This window comes from Leclercia pneumoniae, from assembly GCF_017348915.1.
GTDB lineage: Bacteria > Pseudomonadota > Gammaproteobacteria > Enterobacterales > Enterobacteriaceae > Enterobacter > Enterobacter pneumoniae.
Genome location: NZ_CP071383.1, coordinates 4,035,502 through 4,054,797 on the forward strand (window position 1 = coordinate 4,035,502; position 19,296 = coordinate 4,054,797).

Below are 19,296 nucleotides of genomic sequence, written 5' to 3' on the forward strand. Positions count from 1 at the left end.
AGAGGGGACATTGACTCCCTCTCCCCCTGGGAGAGGGCCGGGGTGAGGGGAAAAATTACTGCTCTGGTTCAAATCCTTCAAACCGCGCTCCTTTGTAACTCAACACCCCTTTCTCCCCCACCGTCAGTTGATGATACTGCTGCGCCTCCAGGCGGAAGGTCATCTCCAGCCCTCCGGTCTGCGGCCTGAAGCTCGCTTCATAGCGCACGGCGGTTCCGGCAGGCGTCACCTGCTGCTGGCGTGAACGGCGATCGTTAATGGGTTTCTCACGTTTATTGCTCACCACCACGCGCTTTTGCAGCAGTGGCGCAGCATCATTATCTGCCTTCTCGCGGCGCTGCTGCACGAAGCGAAACGAGGCGGCAATGACAATAATCGCCACCACGATAATGAAAAAAAGCGGCATCTTACTCATCAACGCATTCCATCAGATTAGACGGAATTGAGGATACCTTGCCTTCCCCGCATTGCCAAACGCCCGCCCGCGTCACTACACTAAATCAGAAACTGATTATTCAGCCGTAACAGATACAGGGAGTTAATATGCTTTGGTCATTTATCGCTGTCTGTTTTTCCGCATGGCTTTACGTCGATGCGTCTTACCGTGGCCCAGCCTGGCAGCGCTGGTTGTTTAAACCCGTCACGCTGCTGCTGTTATTACTCCTTGCCTGGCAGGCGCCTATGTTCAACGCCGTCAGCTATCTGGTGCTCGCCGGACTGTGCGCCTCGCTGGTGGGTGATGCGTTAACACTTCTTCCGCGCCAGCGGCTGCTCTATGCCGTAGGGGCGTTCTTCCTGTCGCATCTGCTCTATACCATCTATTTCGCCAGCCAGATGACGCTCTCCTTCTTCTGGCCGCTACCGCTGGCGCTGCTGGTTATTGGGGCGCTGTTGATTGCGGTGATCTGGACGCGGCTGGAGGAGATGCGCTGGCCCGTTTGCACCTTTATTGCCATGACGCTGGTGATGGTCTGGCTGGCGGGTGAACTGTGGTTCTTCCGTCCAACGGCCCCGGCAATGTCAGCCTTCTTCGGTGCGACCCTGCTGCTTATCGGGAATATCGTCTGGCTGGGCAGCCACTATCGTAGCCGTTTCCGGGCTGATAACGCGATTGCTGCCGCCTGCTACTTCGCCGGGCACTTCCTGATCGTGCGTTCGCTCTATATTTAAAAACGCTTGACTCTGGAGTCGACTCCAGAGTGTATGCTGCGGTTAATGAGAAAATTATCATTACCGGAGAGTGCCATGTCGACTCCAGAAACGTCAAAAAAAGTGCCACAATTCTCGGCACTTAAGCTTACGCCCGCCCAGCCCGAAGCGCCCTGCTGTTGCGATAGCGCCTGCAAAACAGAAGCGCTAACCCCGCAGACTGAAAGCGGAAAACGTTATAGCTGGGTCGTTAACGGCATGGATTGTGCCGCCTGCGCGCGCAAAGTCGAAAATGCGGTGAAACAGGTGCAGGGGGTTAATCACGTCCAGGTGCTGTTCGCCACGGAAAAGTTGCTGGTCAGCGCCGACAGCGATGTTACTTCCCGGGTTGAGGCCGCCGTCGTCAACGCCGGTTACTCCCTGCGCAGTGAATCCGCCCCGGTCGTACAAACCTCCTTTCTGCGGGAAAATCTGCCGCTTATCACGCTGATTGTGCTGATGGCGCTGAGCTGGACGCTGGAGCAGTTTAACCACCCTCTCGGTAACCTGGCCTTTATCGCTACCACGCTGGTGGGGTTATATCCCATTGCCCGTCAGGCGCTACGCCTGATGAAAAGCGGAAGCTGGTTTGCCATCGAAACCCTGATGAGCGTGGCGGCCATAGGTGCCCTGTTTATCGGCGCGACGGCAGAGGCCGCTATGGTGCTGCTGCTGTTTCTGGTGGGTGAACGCCTGGAAGGCTGGGCAGCGAGCCGGGCGCGCAAAGGGGTAAGCGCGTTGATGGCGCTCCGCCCTGAAACCGCCACTCAGGTCGTTAATCACGAACGTAAAACCGTGGCCATCAATTCGCTACGTCCGGGCGATGTTATCGAAGTGGCCGCAGGCGGGCGCCTGCCCGCCGATGGCGCCCTGCTAAATGCAATGGCAAGTTTCGATGAAAGCGCCCTGACCGGTGAGTCGATTCCGGTAGAACGCAAGACCGGAGAACGAGTTCCGGCGGGGGCAACCAGCGTGGATCGTCTGGTACAGCTTACCGTTCTCTCTGAACCTGGCGACAGCGCCATCGACCGCATTCTGAAGCTCATTGAGGAAGCCGAAGAGCGCCGCGCCCCGGTTGAGCGATTTATCGATCGCTTCAGCCGGATTTATACCCCGGCCATCATGCTGGTCGCCCTGCTGGTGGCCCTTATTCCGCCGCTGTTCTTTGGCGCGCCGTGGCAAGCGTGGATCTACAAGGGGTTAACGCTGCTGCTGATTGGCTGCCCCTGTGCACTGGTGATCTCCACGCCTGCGGCTATTACCTCTGGCCTTGCCGCTGCCGCGCGTCACGGGGCGCTGATTAAAGGCGGTGCCGCGCTGGAACAGCTGAGTCAGGTACAGCACGTCGCCTTCGATAAAACCGGCACGCTGACCGTCGGAAAGCCGCAGGTGACCGGTATCTATCCGCAGGAGAGCAGTGAGAACGAACTGCTTGCGCTGGCGGCGGCCGTTGAGCAAGGTTCCACGCACCCGCTGGCGCAGGCCATTGTTCGTGAAGCTCAATCCCGCGGGCTGACGATCCCGGCGGCAACCGCGCAGCGTGCGCTGCCAGGATCGGGCATTGAAGCCGAGGTCGAAGGTAAAAAGGTCGTGATTATCGCGGCGGGCGGCACCCCTGACGCACAGGCTCAGGCTTTAGAGGAGGCCGGGCAAACGGTTGTGGTTGTGCTGCAGGATGGCGTGACCAAAGGGGTTCTGGCGCTACGCGATACCCTGCGCGAGGATGCGAAACAGGCGGTCGCCGCACTGCATCAGATGGGCATTCAGGGCGTCATCCTCACCGGGGATAACCCACGCGCCGCCGCAGCCATCGCGGACGAACTGGGGCTGGCCTACAGGGCCGGATTACTGCCTGCCGATAAAGTGCGTGCCGTGGCGAAGCTGAAAGAAGATGCCCCACTGGCGATGGTGGGAGATGGCATTAATGATGCCCCGGCGATGAAAGCCGCGACGCTGGGCATCGCGATGGGTAGCGGCACCGACGTGGCGCTGGAGGCCGCCGATGCAGCCTTGACCCACAATCGCCTGACCGGGCTGGCGCAGATGATCGCCCTTGCGCGCGCCACCCGCGCCAATATTCGTCAGAACGTCGCTATCGCGCTGGGGCTGAAGGCTATTTTCCTGGTCACAACGCTGCTCGGGATAACCGGTCTGTGGCTGGCAGTGCTGGCAGATACGGGGGCGACGGTGCTGGTCACCGCGAACGCGTTACGGCTTTTGCGTCGTCGGTAAAACACCCAAATGGCGGCTGGGGTGGGTTTGCTGCCCCACCCCAGTCCTCCCCCACGATGCTGGGGGAAACGGCATCAATGCATCCCCAACACTCCCGGTAACCACAATGAGATGGCCGGGATATAGGTCACCATCCCCAGTACGATCACTAACATGGCGTAGAAGGGCAGCATGGCGCGGACCACGCTTTCGATCTTCTGTTTACTCACCGCGCTGGCAACGAACAGCACGGATCCTACCGGCGGCGTAATCAGCCCGATCCCGAGATTCACCATCATGATCATGCCGAAGTGCACCGGATCAATCCCCAGAGAGTTGGTGACCGGCAGCAGCACCGGCGTCAGGATCAGGATAATCGGCGCCATGTCCATGAGGGTGCCGATCAGCAGCAACATGATATTGAGGTACATCAAAATCACGTATTTGTTGTCCGAGAGCGCGGTAAAGAACTCGGTGATGCGCATCGGCAACTGCATGTAGGTCATCACCGCGCCAAATGCTGCGGCAAAGCCAATCAGGATCATCACAATGGTGACCGTCTTGACCGTGCGGCACATCAGCTTCGGCAGCTCGCTCCATTTATAATCGCGGTAGATAAACATGGTGACGAAGAAGGCCCAGAGACAGGCCACCGCCGCTGATTCGGTCGCGGTAAAGATCCCGGACAAAATCCCGCCGAGGATAATCACCACCGTCATCAGCCCCCACAGGGCATCGACAAAAATCTTCAGTGCCTGTTTAAAGGGGATTTTTTCCCCTTTTGGATAGCCGCGTTTATGGGCAAATCCGAGGCAGAGGATCATCAGACTTAATCCCAATAGCAACCCCGGCAAAACGCCTGCGATAAACAGGGTGGCGATAGAAACCGTGCCGCCAGCCGCCAGCGAATAGATCACCGAGTTATGGCTGGGCGGGATTAAAATCGCTTGCACTGACCCGCTGGCCGTGACTGCCGCCGCGTATTCTCGCGGATAGCCCTTCTTTTCCATCTCCGGGATCATCACGCTGCCGATAGAGGCGGTATCCGCTACCGACGACCCCGAGATGGCGCCGAAGAAGGTCGAGGCCACAATGTTTACCAACGACAATCCGCCGCGAATAAAGCCGACAAAAATATAGGCAAAGTTCACCAGCCGCCGCGCAATGCCCCCTTCCGCCATGATCGCCCCGGCGAGGATAAAGAACGGGATCGCCAGCAGGGTAAATTTGTTTACCCCGCTGGTGATCTGAATCATCAGCGCCTCCAGCGGCAAATCAATCCACAGCGCCCCGGCAACGGCGCTTAACCCTACGGCAAAGGCCACCGGCATCCCCAGTGCCAGCAAAATGGCGAGGGTGAATAACAAAACAAAAGCGTCCATCGTTCACCCCTTAACTGTGGTTACCGATCATCACGACCGGGCGGTTTTCCTGGGAGCCAAAGAACAGCCGCTCCAGCACAAAGAGAATCAACATTGCCGATCCCACCGGTAGCGGCAGGTAGCTTTCGCCGGAGGTCAGTAAAGGAAATTCCGCCACGGGCTGCTCCCACAGCTCCATGCACAGCAGGTAGCTGTACCAGAAGATGATGAGCGAAATCAGCAGCATCAGAAGATCCACCACCCTGGCGCAGAGCATTTTAAGCCCGTCGGGAAGGCGGTCGGTGAGCATGTTGACCGCGATGTGGGAACCGGCGCGGTAACCCACCGCCGCGCCGATAAAGGTGAACGTCACCATGCAGATAATGGCAATCGGCTCAGGCCAGGACTCACCGCGATTGAGCACATAGCGAGAGAAGATGCCGATTGGAATAACAATGGTCATGACCAGCAGCGACAGCCCGGCAATCGCCATCGCCAGCAGGTAGAGACGGTCCATCCACTTCAGGTAGATTTCGGACATACATACTCCGGTTTACTGAACGTCAGCGATGGCTTTCATCAGATCCTGGTGCTTGTCGCCGTACTGGGCGCGCACCGGCTCTGTCGCTTTCACAAAGACCGCTTTATCGATATCGTGGAACTGCACGCCGCCCGCTTTCATTTTCGCCAGCGCCTGATCGTTATATTCTTTCCACAACTTGCGCTGTTCCATCTGAGCTTCGCGGGCCAGGGTCAAAATCTTCTGCTGCTCGTCGGCGCTGAGCTTGTCCCACTTCACTTTCGAGTAGAGCAGCATTTCCGGGGTGATGAAGTGACCGCTCAGGGTGTAGTTCTTGGCGACCGGCATGTAGTTGTGGGCGATATAGGTGGGTGGGTTATTTTCTGCGCCGTCGATGACGCCGGTCTGCATACCGCTGTAAACCTCACTCACCCCCATCGCGACCGCGTTCGCGCCCATATCTTTCAGCGTGGCCAGCGCGACAGGGCTCCCCTGCACGCGAATCTTCAGCCCTTTCAGATCTTCAGGTTTCGCTACCGGGGCCTTGGTGATCAGGTTGCGGGTACCGGAGTCCATCCAGCCGAGGAAGACCAGACGCGATTTCGGATTAGCCGTGAGCTTATCGCCAATCTGCTTGCCGATATCGCCATCAATGACCTTGTGCATATGGTCTTCATCGCGGAAGACGTACGGCAGGGTAAAGACTTCGATATCCGGCAGGATGGCGGCAACCGGCGCCATAGAGACGCGAATCATATCAATGGCCCCCATTTGCGCCTGCTCAATCATCTGTTTTTCATCGCCCAGCACGCCTCCGGGGAAGACTTTAATCTCCAGCTTGCCGTCAGTTTGTTGTTTAAGTTTTTCGCCCATGTGCTGTACCGCCACCACGTTCGGGTAGCCCTCGGGATGCACATCGGCAGCTTTAATAGTTTGAGCAGAGACGGATGCAGCAACGGCAGACAGACACAGCGCGGCCAGCAACGGCTTGAGGGTCGTTTTCATCGAGTCAACTCCAGGGTAGTGAGGTAAGCGTTAAAACAGTGTTTTAGTTTTCCGCTTAAAAACTAGCCTACGCCCTGAAAAGCGAAGGTGAAGCGCCTCACAAAAAATGCTTAATTTTGAAACGATGGTTTGAAAATGTGATGGGCGTTCTGCCGGGAGGCAGTCACGCCCTGTCGGGCGAGAGGGCTACTGGCCTTTACGGATGAGGTAGCGGTACGGCAGCGCGCCGGTATCTTGTGCCACCAGCTGGTGTTCCATAAAGGTGCAAAAGCCAGGAATATCGCGGGTTGTCGCCGGGTCGTCAGCGATGATCAGCAACGTTTCGCCGGTCTGCATGTTACGCACGGTTTTGCGCACCATCATTACCGGCTCCGGACAACGCAGGCCCTGGGCATCAAGGGTGTGGTCTGGGGTAGAAAACAGATCGGTCATCTTCATCTCGTTCACAGAAAAACGGCAGTAGTTTACGCCGCGTTTCAGGCAAAGCAAACCAGTTAACGATTGCGTGAAAATTAGCCATTGCAAACGCCTGTCAAAGCAGTATCATGCGGCGGCTTTATTGGGTTCCCTCACCCCAAATATTAATCAAAAAGGTACAATATGAACTCCTTTACACAATCGCAGCGCGTCAAAGCGTTGTTCTGGCTTTCGCTTTTTCATTTGCTGGTGATTACCTCCAGTAACTACCTGGTGCAGCTCCCCATCTCCATTTTTGGTTTCCACACCACCTGGGGCGCATTCAGTTTTCCGTTTATCTTCCTGGCAACCGACCTTACCGTGCGGATCTTTGGCGCGCCGCTGGCCCGTCGCATTATTTTCGCGGTGATGCTGCCTGCGCTGTTTATCTCATATGTGATCTCCTCCCTGTTTTATATGGGAAGCTGGCAGGGCTTTGGCGCGCTGGCGCACTTTAACCTGTTTGTGGCGCGTATCGCCGCCGCCAGCTTTATGGCCTATGCGCTGGGGCAGATCCTCGATGTGCACGTCTTTAACCGCCTGCGGCAGAGTCGTCGCTGGTGGCTGGCTCCCACCGCCTCCACGCTGTTTGGCAATGTGAGCGATACGCTGGCCTTCTTCTTTATCGCCTTCTGGCGTAGCCCGGATGCGTTTATGGCGCAGCACTGGATGGAAATCGCGCTGGTGGATTACGCCTTTAAGGTGCTTATCAGCCTGGTATTCTTCCTGCCGATGTATGGTGTATTGCTGAATATGTGTATGAAAAAGCTGGCAGATAAATCTGAAATCTCGGCATTGCAGGCAGGGTAAAGGTTCCCCAGAGCAGTTGTGATAAGATGGAAGAATGAGCCGTTATGGCCGTTTATCGAAAGGAAGAAGTTAATGCGCAATCTGGTTAAATATGTCGGGATTGGCCTGCTGGTAATGGGGCTTGCAGCTTGTGACAACAGCGATACCAAATCTGCCGCTCAGGCCGCGTCTGCTGAAAGCAACGCAACGAGCCAGCCGATCAGCCTGATGGATGGCAAACTCAGTTTCTCTCTGCCGGCGGACATGACCGATCAGAGCGGTAAACTGGGCACCCAAAGCAACAATATGCACGTTTATTCCGACGCGACGGGGCAAAAAGCCGTGATCGTGATTGTCGGCGACGACACCTCAGAAGATCTGGGCGTGCTGGCGAAGCGCCTTGAAGATCAACAGCGTACCCGTGACCCGCAGCTGCAGGTGGTGACCAACAAGTCCATTGAACTGAAAGGCCATAAGCTGCAGCAGCTGGATAGCATTATCTCGGCCAAAGGCCAGACCGCGTACTCATCCGTGGTGCTCGGCAAGGTCGATAACAAACTGCTGACTCTGCAGATTACGCTGCCTGCCGACGATCAGCAGAAAGCGCAAACTGCCGCTGAAAATATTATTAACACTCTCGTGATTCAGTAATCCATCACGTTGAAGTGGCCTCCGGCGCTGGCGTCGGGGGCCTTTTTTTTAGCCGCCAGGTCAATAACAACGCCACCGTGACCAGCCCCGCCGCCGCAAGATAAATCACTGGCACCCCTGCCCATGCCATCACCAGTCCGGCCAGCGGCCCGGTGATCCCGAGCGACATATCCATAAACACCGTATAGGTCGCCAGCGCTGCGCCCTGATTTTGCTGCGGCACGGCCTTTACCGCCACCACGCCCAGCGCCGGGAAGACCAGCGAAAAACCAGCCCCCGCCAGGAAAACGCCAATTTTCGCGACCCACGGCTCGTTAGCGATCCCGGTCAGCAGCAGGCCGATAATTTCCACGGCAAAGCAGATCATCGCCACGTTCAGCCCGCCCAGGCGGTTAATGCCGTTGGGGAACAACAGACGGGTGCCGACAAACGCACAGCTAAACAGCGTTAAGGCAAAGGCGGCACCGTCCCAGCCTTTAGCATCGTAAAACAGGGTGATAAACGTGGCGATGACGCCAAACCCTGCCGAGGCCAGCGCCAGCGCCATGCCGTAAAGCCAGACGCGTCCCAGCACCGCCCGAAACGGCATCGGTTTCCCTTTGCTGGCTTTCACCTTCGGGCGCGGCAGCGCGAAGAGAATGGCGAGTAACGCCACTCCCATAATCGTGAGTGCCAGCCCCTGCAGGCCAATATAGCGATAGCAGAGCACGCCAAGCGGCGCACCTATCGCCATCGCGCCGTAAGTGACAATCCCGTTCCATGAAATCACCCGGCCAATGTGCGGCGCGCCGACGACGCCAACGCCCCACAGCGTTGAGCCGGTTCCCGCCAGGCTCTGGCCGATACCCAGAATCACGCGCCCCAGGCAGAGCAGCGCCAGGCTTGCCATCGGCCAGGCGTGGGTCCAGTCGGCCAGCAGGTAGCTCACGCCGCTGAGAAAACAGCCGCACAATCCCAATACCACAATGCTCTTTGGCCCGAAAAGATCGGCGTAGCGGCCCGCGTGCGGGCGGCTCATCAGGGTGGCAAAGTATTGCAAGCTGATCACCAGCCCCGCCCAGAATGCGCTAAAGCCCATGGTTTCATGGACATAACCTGGCAGTACCGCAAGCGGCAGGCCGATGGTGAGGTAGCTGGCAAAGTTAAAAATAACGACAGAGACAATACGCAGATTGAGGCGCAATCCGCTCAGCGCCAGTTCGGCGGCAGGTTCGGGCATGGATATCACCAGGATTTTTACAACAGTGTTTCACTATTACCACGTCAGGGGCAGAAAATCAGCAGCGACTTTTCAGAATATCAGCGTCTAACGAAGCGTCTGCCGCGCACTACACTCTATATGCATACAACAAAAGGAATCGTCATGACGCCCACGCCTCCCGATAAAGCAGGACTTCACATTTTACTCAAGCTGGCCTGCCTGGTGGTGATACTGGCCGGGATCCACGCCGCGGCGGATATCCTTGTCCAGCTCTTGCTGGCGCTCTTCTTCGCAATTGTCCTTAACCCTCTGGTGACCTGGTTTTTACGGCGCGGGGTCAGTCGCCCAATCGCCATTACCATTGTGGTGGTGGTAATGCTGATTGTCCTTATCGCCCTCTTCGGCGTACTGGCGGCCTCGATGAATGAATTTGTCGCAATGCTGCCAAAATACAACCGGGAATTGACGCGCAAACTGGTGGATTTACAGCAGATGATGCCTTTTCTTAACCTGCACATTTCGCCAGAACGCATGCTGCAGCGAATGGATTCCGAGAAGGTGATGACCTTCGCCACCGCATTTATGACCCAACTTTCCGGGGCGATGGCGAGCATTGTGCTGCTGGTGATGACGGTCGTCTTTATGCTTTTCGAGGTGCGCCACGTCCCCTATAAAATGCGCTTTGCCCTACATAATCCGCAGATCCACATCGCCGGCCTGCACCGCGCCCTGAAGGGGGTGTCGCACTATCTGGCGCTGAAAACGTTACTGAGTCTGTGGACGGGAGCCATCGTCTGGCTGGGGCTCGCGCTACTGGATGTCCAGTTTGCACTGATGTGGGGTGTGCTGGCCTTTCTGCTTAACTATGTTCCCAATATTGGCGCTGTCCTCTCCGCCGGGCCGCCCATGATCCAGGCCTTTTTGTTCAATGGTTTTTACGAATGCATGATGGTCGGTGCACTTTTCCTGGTGGTACACATGGTGCTGGGAAATATTGTCGAACCCCGCATGATGGGCCACCGTCTGGGGATGTCGACGATGGTGGTCTTCTTGTCGTTATTAGTCTGGGGCTGGCTGCTGGGGCCGGTCGGCATGTTGCTTTCCGTACCGCTCACCAGCGTCTGTAAGATCTGGATGGAGACGACTCAGGGCGGCAGCAAGCTGGCAATCTTGCTGGGCCCAGGCAGACCAAAAAGCCGGCTACCCGGATGACAAAATGTTCGAAATCCTACCAAACAGAGTAGGTAATGACTCCAACTTATTGATAGTGTTTTATGTTCAGATAATGCCCGATGACTTTGTCATGCAGCTCCACCGATTTTGAGAACGACAGCGACTTCCGTCCCAGCCGTGCCAGGTGCTGCCTCAGATTCAGGTTATGCCGCTCAATTCGCTGCGTATATCGCTTGCTGATTACGTGCAGCTTTCCCTTCAGGCGGGATTCATACAGCGGCCAGCCATCCGTCATCCATATCACCACGTCAAAGGGTGACAGCAGGCTCATAAGACGCCCCAGCGTCGCCATAGTGCGTTCACCGAATACGTGCGCAACAACCGTCTTCCGGAGCCTGTCATACGCGTAAAACAGCCAGCGCTGGAGCGATTTAGCCCCGACATAGCCCCACTGTTCGTCCATTTCCGCGCAGACGATGACGTCACTGCCCGGCTGTATGCGCGAGGTTACCGACTGCGGCCTGAGTTTTTTAAGTGACGTAAAATCGTGTTGAGGCCAACGCCCATAATGCGGGCGGTTGCCCGGCATCCAACGCCATTCATGGCCATATCAATGATTTTCTGGTGCGTACCGGGTTGAGAAGCGGTGTAAGTGAACTGCAGTTGCCATGTTTTACGGCAGTGAGAGCAGAGATAGCGCTGATGTCCGGCGGTGCTTTTGCCGTTACGCACCACCCCGTCAGTAGCTGAACAGGAGGGACAGCTGATAGAAACAGAAGCCACTGGAGCACCTCAAAAACACCATCATACACTAAATCAGTAAGTTGGCAGCATCACCAACAGAGTAGGTTAAATACCTTAACAGCACCTGTAGTATATGTGCCGCTTTTAACAAAGCGGCATTTTTCATTCTCTGCGTCTTTTCCCCTTCAGGGTGGCTGAATAACGCCCGCAAAAGTCCGGAATTAATGCTTATTTAAAGCAAATTAAAAGTGCAAAATTCAATGGCCGATTTTTTCTTGATCGCGGATATTACTTTTAACCCTCATCAGGAAATAATAGCCAGACTAAAGGGTTACGTAGATAACCGTAGTCTCTTTAACATGTTTTAAATATGTGAGTGTTATTGGCTTAAATCGTTATTACTGATATGGAGTTGTTGATGAAAAAAATTATTAAATGGGTTGCTGCTATTACTATTATGGGTGCGCTGGCAGGCTGTGCGCGTACCGCGCCTATCGTAGAGGTGAACTCTGTTGTGAGCGCCGGTCATACCGCTGCGCAGGTGAAGAACGCCATTCTGAAAGCAGGTCTCCAGCGTGAATGGATCATGACCGAAGCCGGTCCAGGCGTCATTAAAGGCCGTCTGCAGGCCCGCGACCACTCCGCAGATATTAAAGTAACCTATTCCGCATCAAGCTACTCTATTCATTATGAAAACAGCATGAACCTGAAGGCTGCGGACGGTAAAATTCATAAGAATTATAACCGCTGGGTACGTAACCTCGACAAAGATATTCAGCTGAATCTCTCTGCCGGTGCAGCACTGTAATTTTTATTAAAGTCGGGCTGTCATGGCCCGATAATATCTTTTTGCCAGTAAAAGGTTACGCAATCCATGTACGAAAAGGACTCCCTCAGCGCGCTTGATGCCATCACGGAAGCGCAACGTATCGCCTTTGCGCCAATGCTGTTTCAAACTGCCCTTTGTCTGCGTAACTCGGGTGTACTTTCCTGGCTGGATAAACAAGGTAAACGCGGCTCTCATCTCGATGAAATAGTGGCAAATAGCACCCTGAATGAATATGCGGTAAGCGTATTACTGGATATGGGATTAAGCGGACGCATCGTCACCCATCATGATGGAGTCTATTATCTCGCCAAAGTCGGCCATTTTTTGCTGCATGATAAAATGACCCGCGTAAATATGGATTTCACGCAGGACGTCTGTTATCAGGGGTTATTTAATCTTTCAGACTCCCTCGAACAGGGTAAACCGTCCGGGTTATCGGTATTCGGTGAATGGCCAACCATCTATCCGGCATTATCTCAGCTGCCCGATCAGGCGAAAGCGAGCTGGTTCGCGTTCGATCACTACTACTCAGACGCCGCGTTTGACGCCGCGCTACCGCATATATTCGCAAGCAAGCCGACAAAATTGTACGATGTAGGCGGCAATACTGGAAAATGGGCATTGCGCTGCTGCGGTTATGATGAAAATGTGGCGGTCACGCTGCTCGATCTGCCCCAGCAAATCGCGCTGGCGCAGGAAAATGTCGCAAAAGCAGGCTTTTCTCATCGCATTGGCTTCCATGCTGTCGATATGCTTAGCGATGCGCCATTGCCAGGGGAAGCCGATATCTGGTGGATGAGCCAGTTCCTCGACTGCTTCTCACCCGACCAGATTGTCACCATGCTGGGCAACGTCGCGAACGTGATGAAGCCAGGCGCCAGACTGTGCATTATGGAGCTGTTCTGGGATGCGCAAAAATTTGAAGCCGCATCGTTTAGCCTGAACGCCACATCGCTCTATTTTACCTGCATGGCAAACGGCAACAGCCGCTTCTATAGCGCTGAAAAATTTTACCACTACCTGGAGACCGCCGGTTTCCACGTAGAGCAACGTCTGGATAATCTTGGTTTGGGTCACACCTTACTGATTTGTCAGAAAAATGAACATTAAACAGCCCCGGCTGTTCTGACGTTTGTATCGTCATTTGATTACAGGTTTATCGCGGACGCGCGTAGATGAAATTTGCACTTACTCTTCTTGACTGGCAGGCCAGAGCGCCAGGTCTTTGCGATGCCGCACAGTGGCAGGCATGGTCACAGGGGTCGATTATTCTCGACCCCGCCGCGCCGCTACCCAGACTCACCGACCTGCCGATGATGACCGCCCGTCGTCTTAACTCCGGCAGCAAGCTGGCCGTTGATTGTGGGCTGGCGATGCTGCGTAAACATGCTATCGATGCCGTTGTCTATACCAGCCGCCACGGCGAGCTGGAGCGCAATTACCGTATCCTGCATGCACTGGCGACGGACCAGGCGGTCTCCCCCACTGATTTCGCCATGTCGGTGCATAATTCCGCGGTGGGCAACCTGACCATCGCTGCCCGTCAGCCTATTGTCTCCTCGTCGATCTCTGCCGGGCAGGATACGTTCCAGCAGGGTTTATGCGAAGTGCTGAGCCTGCTGCAGGCCGGTTATTCCCGGGTTCTGCTGGTGGATTTTGACGGCGCACTGCCCGAGTTTTATCATCCGGCACTGCCTGCGCAGATGCCGACCTGGCCCTACGCGCTGGCGCTGGTCTTTGAGGCGGGTGAAACCCTCCACTGCGCAACCCGCAGCGGCAGCACCGGCGACGAGCCGCCTCTCCCGCAAAGCCTGCTGTTCCTGCAAGGTTACCTGCGCGAAGAGCGCGCGTTTGTGGTTCCCGGAGAACGCCTGCTATGGGAATGGGCGCGCGCATGACCCGGCTGGTGGCAAAAATAAACTGGGCGTGGCGCCTGGTAATGACCGGTTTCTGCTTCACGCTTTTTGGCGTAGGGGGGTTACTGCTGTCGCTGGTGTGGTTCAACCTGCTACTCGTGGTTCAGCGCGATCGCGCCCGTCGTCGCCGTCTGGCGCGCCGCAGCATCGCCGCCAGTTTCCGCTTCTTTTTAACCGTAGCCCGCACCCTTGGCGTGCTGGATTATCGCATCGATAACCTTGAGGCTTTGCGTAATGAGCGTGGCTGCCTGGTCGTGGCTAACCACCCGACGCTGATCGATTACGTTATCCTCGCCTCGGTGATGCCCGAAACGGACTGTCTGGTGAAGAGCGCATTACTGCGCAATCCCTTCGTCAGCGGCGTGATCCGCGCAGCGGATTACCTGGTTAACAGCGAAGCCGAAACACTGTTAAGTGCCAGCCAGCAGCGGCTGAATCAGGGCGATACCCTATTAATCTTCCCGGAAGGCACGCGCACGCGCTTCGGGGAAGCCATCACGCTGCAGCGTGGTGCGGCGAACATCGCCGTACGTTGCGGCAGTGATATGCGGGTGGTGCTTATCCACTGCAGCGAGCATCTGCTCGATAAAAAAAGCCGGTGGTATGACGTACCGCCGCATAAGCCCTTTTTCACGGTTGATGTCCGTGAACGGGTAAACGCCCATGATTTTTACGATGCGGCCCAACAAGAACCGGCGCTGGCGGCACGCCAGTTAAACCGGCATCTGCAGCAACGTTTAACATCAGGTCTTCAATCTTTGGCAGGAATTAATGATGCAAGCGCTCTATCTTGAAATTAAAAATCTAATTATCTCCACCCTGAACCTGGATGAACTCTCCGCCGACGATATTGACACCGAGGCGGCCCTGTTCGGTGATGGTCTGGGTCTGGATTCCATCGACGCCCTTGAGCTTGGCCTGGCGGTCAAAAACCAGTACGGCGTGGTGTTATCAGCGGAAAGCGAAGAGATGCGTCAGCACTTCTTCTCCGTTGCCACGCTGGCATCCTTCATTCATGCTCAACGCGCCTGAGACAGCCCCCATGACTCAACAAGACACGATTTACCAGGAAGTCTCAGCACTTCTGATCAAACTGTTTGAAATTGAACCACAAGCGATCACCCCTGACGCGCGTCTGTATGAAGACCTGGAGCTGGACAGCATCGACGCCGTCGACATGATCGTTCACCTGCAGAAAAAGACCGGTAAAAAAATCAAACCGGAAACCTTCAAATCGGTACGCACCGTTCAGGATGTTGTGGACGCCGTCGCCCAACTGCTGCACGAAGAGTAAAACCGGGTGCGTGGCGCGATCCCGCTGATAACGGGACTAATGCTGCTCGCCTGGCCCTTCCTGATTGGCTTTGGCTTGACGCATAACAGCCTGCACTGGCTACTGCCGCTGATGGCGCTGGTGCTGATACTGCGTCTGCGCCAGGCGCGGCAAAACGCCGGGCCAATGCGCTACGTGGTGCAGAGCGTTGCGCTGGCCGGTATTGCCCTGTGTGCCGCCAGTTACTTGCTCAAAGCCCATCAATGGTTATTGCTCTATCCGGTGGTCGTGAATCTCGTGATGCTGGCCGTATTCGGCGGATCGTTATGGACCGCAATGCCGCTGGTAGAACGACTGGCGCGGCTACGCGAGCCGCTGCTGCCCCCGGAAGGGGTACGTTATACCCGTGTCGTCACCCGGGTCTGGTGCGGTTTTTTCATTTTTAACGGCAGCATCGCGCTGTTTACCGTACTGCGCGGCGATATGCAGCTATGGACGCTCTGGAATGGCATGATTGCTTATATTCTGATGGGCTCGCTCATGGCAACCGAGTGGCTGGTGCGTCAACGGGTAATAAAAAAAGAGAAGCATAATGAATGACCCCCTTCCGCTAAGTCAGTGGCTGGATGCCCCACGACCGGAAAATACACCTATTGCCTGGCTGGATGATCGCACCTGGACCCTGGGGGAGCTGCGCTATGACGTTGCGACGTTAACGCAGCAACTGCGCCAGCAGGAAGGTGAGCGCTGGGCGCTCTGCTTTGAAAACAGTTATCTCTTTATCGTCGCGTTACTGGCCGCACTGCACGCGGGTAAAACGCCGGTGATACCGGGGCACAGCCGTGTCTCACTGCTCGCCGAGCAACAGGCGTTGTTCAATGGCGTACTCAGCGATCAGAGCCTCGATTTCGCGGGTCGCCTGCTGGTCGTGACCTCGTCCGACCGCAGCCTGTCCGACTGGACACCGCTACCCGCCATTGCTGAGGGTAGCTACGTCGAGCTGTTCACATCCGGCTCTACCGGCGCGCCGCGTCAGGTTATTAAGCCCGTAGCAAGCCTCGATCGGGAGGCCAGAATGCTCGCCGCCCGTTTCGGCGAAAGGCTCAGCGGCTGTCGCGTGGTGGCATCCGTGGTGCCACAGCATCTGTATGGTCTGACGTTCCGTATCTTCTTGCCGATGACGCTGGGGCTGCCGCTGCATGCCGCCATGCTCTACTACGCAGAACAACTGGCTGCACTGCCTCCTACTCATCGCTATATCTTTATCAGTAGCCCTGCCTTCCTGAAACGGCTGGACACGGCGCTGACGCCGCCGCCGGTCGCGATGGTTCTCTCAGCGGGCGGCGTGCTGCCGTGGGAAGAGGTGAGTGAAACCCACCGCTGGCTGAACATCTGGCCTGACGAAATCTATGGCAGTACCGAAACCGGCATCATCGCCTGGCGCCATCGCGATGCCGACGCGCGCCCCTGGCTGCCCTTCCCGGGGGTGAAACTTATTCCGGAAGCGGAGGCGTGTCGCGTCACCTCGCCGTTAATTCCCGAGCCGGCGGGCCTGCTGCTGGATGACATTCTTCACTTTGACGATAACGGCCTGTTCCGTCTGGCGGGACGCCGTGGTCGGGTGGTCAAAATCGAAGAGAAACGCATCTCGCTGAATGAGGTCGAGCAGCGTCTGCTGGCACTGGAAGGTATCTGCGAAGCGGCCGCGTTGCCGGTCTCTCGCGGCGGACGCCAGGGCGTTGGGGTACTGCTGGTTCTTAACGACGAGGCTCGCCAGCGCTGGCAACAGCAGGGCAGCAAGACGCAGGAGTTTGCCTGGCGTCGGGCGCTATTGCCGTGGCTGGAACCTGTCGCCATCCCCCGCTACTGGCGCATCATCGATGAAATGCCCGTTAACAGCATGAACAAGCGTGTCTACGCGCAGTTACAGGAGTTATTTCATGAAAATCCATGAAATCGAGCGCCGCCAGGCACAGCCACAACATCTTGAGATTGTCCTGCACCTTGACCCGAGCCTGTTCTGGTTTCAGGGCCATTTTGCCGTGCAGCCGCTGCTGCCCGGCGTGGCCCAGCTCGACTGGGTGATGCACTACGCCATCACGCTGCTGGCGCCTGACTATCGTTTTCACAGTATTCAGAATGTCAAATTCCAGGCGCCGCTGCTGCCTGAAACCACCGTGACGCTCATCCTCGACTGGAACAGCGAGCGTCAGATGCTGAGCTTCAGCTACCAGCGCCACGACGGCGAAGCGCGCCACACCGCCAGCAGCGGGAAGATCCGTTTATGTCGGTAACCTTTCGTCCCTGTGTGCTGATCCCCTGCTATAACCACGGCGCGATGATGGCGAAGGTGCTGGCGCGCCTTGCACCCAACGGCCTGCCCTGCTTTGTGGTCGATGACGGCAGTGAGGAGAGTACCCGGCAGACGCTTGAAGCGCTGGCGGCGCAAAATAGCCATGTCACGCTGATTCGGCTGCCGGAGAACGCCGGCAAAGGCGCGGCGGTGATCCACGGGCTGGAAGCCTGCTCTCGTGCCGGGTTTACCCATGCAGTCCAGGTGGATGCCGACGGGCAGCATGCCATTGAAGATATTCCGGCGCTGCTGGCACTGGCAGCGCGTCACCCAACGGCGCTTATCTCCGGACAGCCCATCTATGACGAGTCGATTCCCCGATCGCGCCTGTATGGCCGCTGGATCACCCACGTCTGGGTCTGGATTGAAACGCTCTCTTTACAGCTAAAAGACAGCATGTGCGGGTTTCGCGTCTACCCGGTGGCTCCGACCCTGCAGCTGGCAGAGCGGGTTACGCTCGGCAAACGGATGGATTTTGATACCGAAGTGATGGTGCGCCTCTACTGGCAGGGGAATACCAGCTATTTCCTGCCGACCCGGGTGACCTATCCGCACGACGGTATCTCCCACTTCGATGCCCTGAAAGATAACGTCCGCATCTCGCTGATGCACACCCGGCTGTTTTTCGGCATGCTGCCGCGCATCCCCTCTCTGCTGTTCCGTCGGCGCGACGCGCACTGGGCGCAGCAGGAGGAGGTTAAAGGGCTGTGGGGCATGCGCCTGATGCTGCGCGTCTGGCAACTGCTGGGACGTACGGCCTTTACCGCCCTGCTGTGGCCGGTGATTGCCGTCTACTGGCTTACCGCCCGGCCAGCCCGACAGGCCTCGCAGGCGTGGATCCGCCGCGTAGAGCAGCAGCTGGCCGTACGTCATTTGCCAAAACCCGCCCGCCTGAACAGCTTTTTCCACTTTATGCGTTTCGGTAACGCCATGCTGGATAAAGTCGCCAGCTGGCGCGGTGAATTGACCTTACAAAAGGATGTGGTTTTCGCCCCCGGCGCGCGTGAAGCGCTGAACATGGATGCCCCGGAAGGCAAACTCCTGCTGGCATCCCATCTGGGTGATGTGGAAGCCTGCCGCGCGATGGCGCAGATGGAGGGCAGCAAAACCATTAACGCGCTGGTATTCAGCGACAATGCTCAGCGTTTTAAACAGATTATGGCGGAGATGGCGCCACAGGCCGGGCTAAACCTGATGCCGGTAACGGATATCGGGCCGGAAACCGCCATTGCCCTTAAAGAGAAGCTAGAACGCGGCGAATGGGTGGCGATCGTCGGCGATCGTATTGCGGTCAATCCCCAGCGCGGCGGCGACTGGCGCGTCGTCTGGAGCCAGTTTATGGGCCAGCCCGCGCCGTTTCCACAGGGACCCTTTATTCTCGCCTCGATCCTGCGTTGCCCGGTGGTGCTGATCTACGCCTTACGCCAGCACGACAAATTGCATATCCACTGTGAGCCGTTCGCCGATCCGTTGATTCTCCCCCGCGGAGAGCGCCAGCAGGCATTGCAGCAGACGGTCGATCGCTATGCGCAACGCCTTGAGCATTACGCGCTGCAATCACCGCTCGACTGGTTTAATTTTTTCGATTTCTGGCATCTGCCGGATGCCAAAGAGAAGGAGTAAAGG

At 56.6% G+C, this 19,296-nt stretch carries 21 protein-coding genes and 1 pseudogene; 15 read left to right on the plus strand and 7 right to left on the minus strand.

Annotation, left to right across the window (positions count from 1 at the left end; translation table 11 throughout):
* Window positions 1–55: 55 nt before the first annotated feature.
* Window positions 56–415, minus strand: coding sequence for a DUF2500 domain-containing protein (locus JZ655_RS19635; protein ID WP_207292548.1), 360 nt, complete (start codon window positions 413–415; stop codon window positions 56–58).
* 128 nt (window positions 416–543) lie between these two features.
* On the opposite strand from JZ655_RS19635, the gene JZ655_RS19640 reads away from it, so the two are divergent.
* Both JZ655_RS19640 and zntA read left to right on the plus strand, forming a co-directional pair.
* Window positions 544–1,170, plus strand: coding sequence for a lysoplasmalogenase (locus tag JZ655_RS19640; RefSeq protein WP_207292549.1), 627 nt, complete (start codon window positions 544–546; stop codon window positions 1,168–1,170).
* 75 nt (window positions 1,171–1,245) lie between these two features.
* A complete protein-coding gene (gene zntA / locus JZ655_RS19645) occupies window positions 1,246–3,420 on the plus strand; it encodes a Zn(II)/Cd(II)/Pb(II) translocating P-type ATPase ZntA (protein ID WP_207292550.1) in 2,175 nt (724 codons plus the stop codon).
* Window positions 3,421–3,494: 74 nt separating this feature from the next.
* On the opposite strand, the gene JZ655_RS19650 is transcribed toward zntA, so the two are convergent.
* From JZ655_RS19650 to tusA, 4 genes are all read right to left on the minus strand, one after another.
* A complete protein-coding gene (locus tag JZ655_RS19650) occupies window positions 3,495–4,781 on the minus strand; it encodes a TRAP transporter large permease (protein WP_046886794.1) in 1,287 nt (428 codons plus the stop codon).
* 10 nt (window positions 4,782–4,791) lie between these two features.
* Complete coding sequence (locus JZ655_RS19655) at window positions 4,792–5,301, minus strand: TRAP transporter small permease (RefSeq protein WP_207292551.1); 510 nt, start codon at window positions 5,299–5,301, stop codon at window positions 4,792–4,794.
* 12 nt (window positions 5,302–5,313) lie between these two features.
* Entirely contained in the window at window positions 5,314–6,285 is a 972-nt protein-coding gene (locus JZ655_RS19660; RefSeq protein ID WP_046886796.1) for a TRAP transporter substrate-binding protein, read from the minus strand.
* A 186-nt stretch (window positions 6,286–6,471) separates the two neighbouring features.
* Complete coding sequence (tusA, locus tag JZ655_RS19665; protein WP_046886797.1) at window positions 6,472–6,717, minus strand: sulfurtransferase TusA; 246 nt, start codon at window positions 6,715–6,717, stop codon at window positions 6,472–6,474.
* A gap of 168 nt (window positions 6,718–6,885) precedes the next feature.
* Here tusA and JZ655_RS19670 point away from each other — a divergent pair, with 168 nt between their 5' ends.
* Window positions 6,886–7,551, plus strand: coding sequence for a 7-cyano-7-deazaguanine/7-aminomethyl-7-deazaguanine transporter (locus JZ655_RS19670; protein ID WP_040078217.1), 666 nt, complete (start codon window positions 6,886–6,888; stop codon window positions 7,549–7,551).
* Window positions 7,552–7,623: 72 nt separating this feature from the next.
* Window positions 7,624–8,181 carry a DcrB family lipoprotein gene (locus JZ655_RS19675; protein WP_046886799.1) on the plus strand — a complete coding sequence of 186 codons (558 nt, stop codon included), beginning with the start codon at window positions 7,624–7,626 and terminating at the stop codon, window positions 8,179–8,181.
* Window positions 8,182–8,185: 4 nt separating this feature from the next.
* On the opposite strand, the pseudogene JZ655_RS19680 reads toward JZ655_RS19675, so the two are convergent.
* Window positions 8,186–9,434, minus strand: a pseudogene (locus tag JZ655_RS19680) (MFS transporter).
* 110 nt (window positions 9,435–9,544) lie between these two features.
* Between JZ655_RS19680 and JZ655_RS19685 the strand changes: the two are divergent.
* Window positions 9,545–10,594: an AI-2E family transporter gene (locus tag JZ655_RS19685; protein ID WP_046886801.1), complete on the plus strand. Its 1,050-nt coding sequence runs from the start codon at window positions 9,545–9,547 to the stop codon at window positions 10,592–10,594.
* 46 nt (window positions 10,595–10,640) lie between these two features.
* On the opposite strand, the gene JZ655_RS19690 is transcribed toward JZ655_RS19685, so the two are convergent.
* Window positions 10,641–11,338, minus strand: a protein-coding gene (locus JZ655_RS19690) for an IS1-like element IS1A family transposase (protein WP_242637262.1) whose coding sequence is annotated in 2 segments (ribosomal slippage) — window positions 10,641–11,089 and window positions 11,089–11,338 — 699 coding nt in all. Because the reading frame shifts where the segments join, the coding sequence is not laid out codon by codon here.
* A 379-nt stretch (window positions 11,339–11,717) separates the two neighbouring features.
* Between JZ655_RS19690 and JZ655_RS19695 the strand changes: the two genes are divergently transcribed.
* The 10 genes from JZ655_RS19695 (at window position 11,718) to JZ655_RS19740 (ending at window position 19,293) form a co-directional block, all read left to right on the plus strand.
* Complete coding sequence (locus JZ655_RS19695) at window positions 11,718–12,107, plus strand: LptM family lipoprotein (protein ID WP_207292552.1); 390 nt, start codon at window positions 11,718–11,720, stop codon at window positions 12,105–12,107.
* A gap of 66 nt (window positions 12,108–12,173) precedes the next feature.
* A complete protein-coding gene (locus JZ655_RS19700; protein WP_207292553.1) occupies window positions 12,174–13,238 on the plus strand; it encodes a methyltransferase in 1,065 nt (354 codons plus the stop codon).
* A gap of 65 nt (window positions 13,239–13,303) precedes the next feature.
* Window positions 13,304–14,026 (plus strand): beta-ketoacyl synthase chain length factor, encoded by a 723-nt coding sequence (locus JZ655_RS19705; protein WP_207292554.1) that lies wholly within the window; start codon window positions 13,304–13,306, stop codon window positions 14,024–14,026.
* Window positions 14,023–14,838 carry a lysophospholipid acyltransferase family protein gene (locus JZ655_RS19710; protein ID WP_411815393.1) on the plus strand — a complete coding sequence of 272 codons (816 nt, stop codon included), beginning with the start codon at window positions 14,023–14,025 and terminating at the stop codon, window positions 14,836–14,838. Before JZ655_RS19705 ends, JZ655_RS19710 begins: the two co-directional genes overlap by 4 nt.
* Window positions 14,819–15,076: a phosphopantetheine-binding protein gene (locus JZ655_RS19715; RefSeq protein WP_207293885.1), complete on the plus strand. Its 258-nt coding sequence runs from the start codon at window positions 14,819–14,821 to the stop codon at window positions 15,074–15,076. Before JZ655_RS19710 ends, JZ655_RS19715 begins: the two co-directional genes overlap by 20 nt.
* Window positions 15,077–15,086: 10 nt before the next feature.
* Window positions 15,087–15,338: an acyl carrier protein gene (locus JZ655_RS19720; RefSeq protein ID WP_207292556.1), complete on the plus strand. Its 252-nt coding sequence runs from the start codon at window positions 15,087–15,089 to the stop codon at window positions 15,336–15,338.
* Window positions 15,339–15,377: 39 nt separating this feature from the next.
* Complete coding sequence (locus JZ655_RS19725; RefSeq protein ID WP_207293886.1) at window positions 15,378–15,917, plus strand: COG4648 family protein; 540 nt, start codon at window positions 15,378–15,380, stop codon at window positions 15,915–15,917.
* Window positions 15,910–17,271, plus strand: coding sequence for a class I adenylate-forming enzyme family protein (locus JZ655_RS19730; protein ID WP_207292557.1), 1,362 nt, complete (start codon window positions 15,910–15,912; stop codon window positions 17,269–17,271). Before JZ655_RS19725 ends, JZ655_RS19730 begins: the two co-directional genes overlap by 8 nt.
* Window positions 17,258–17,611 (plus strand): ApeI family dehydratase, encoded by a 354-nt coding sequence (locus JZ655_RS19735; protein WP_207292558.1) that lies wholly within the window; start codon window positions 17,258–17,260, stop codon window positions 17,609–17,611. The genes JZ655_RS19730 and JZ655_RS19735 overlap by 14 nt, the downstream gene beginning before the upstream one ends.
* Window positions 17,602–19,293 (plus strand): glycosyltransferase family 2 protein, encoded by a 1,692-nt coding sequence (locus tag JZ655_RS19740; protein ID WP_207292559.1) that lies wholly within the window; start codon window positions 17,602–17,604, stop codon window positions 19,291–19,293. The genes JZ655_RS19735 and JZ655_RS19740 overlap by 10 nt, the downstream gene beginning before the upstream one ends.
* The last annotated feature ends 3 nt before the right edge of the window (window positions 19,294–19,296 follow it).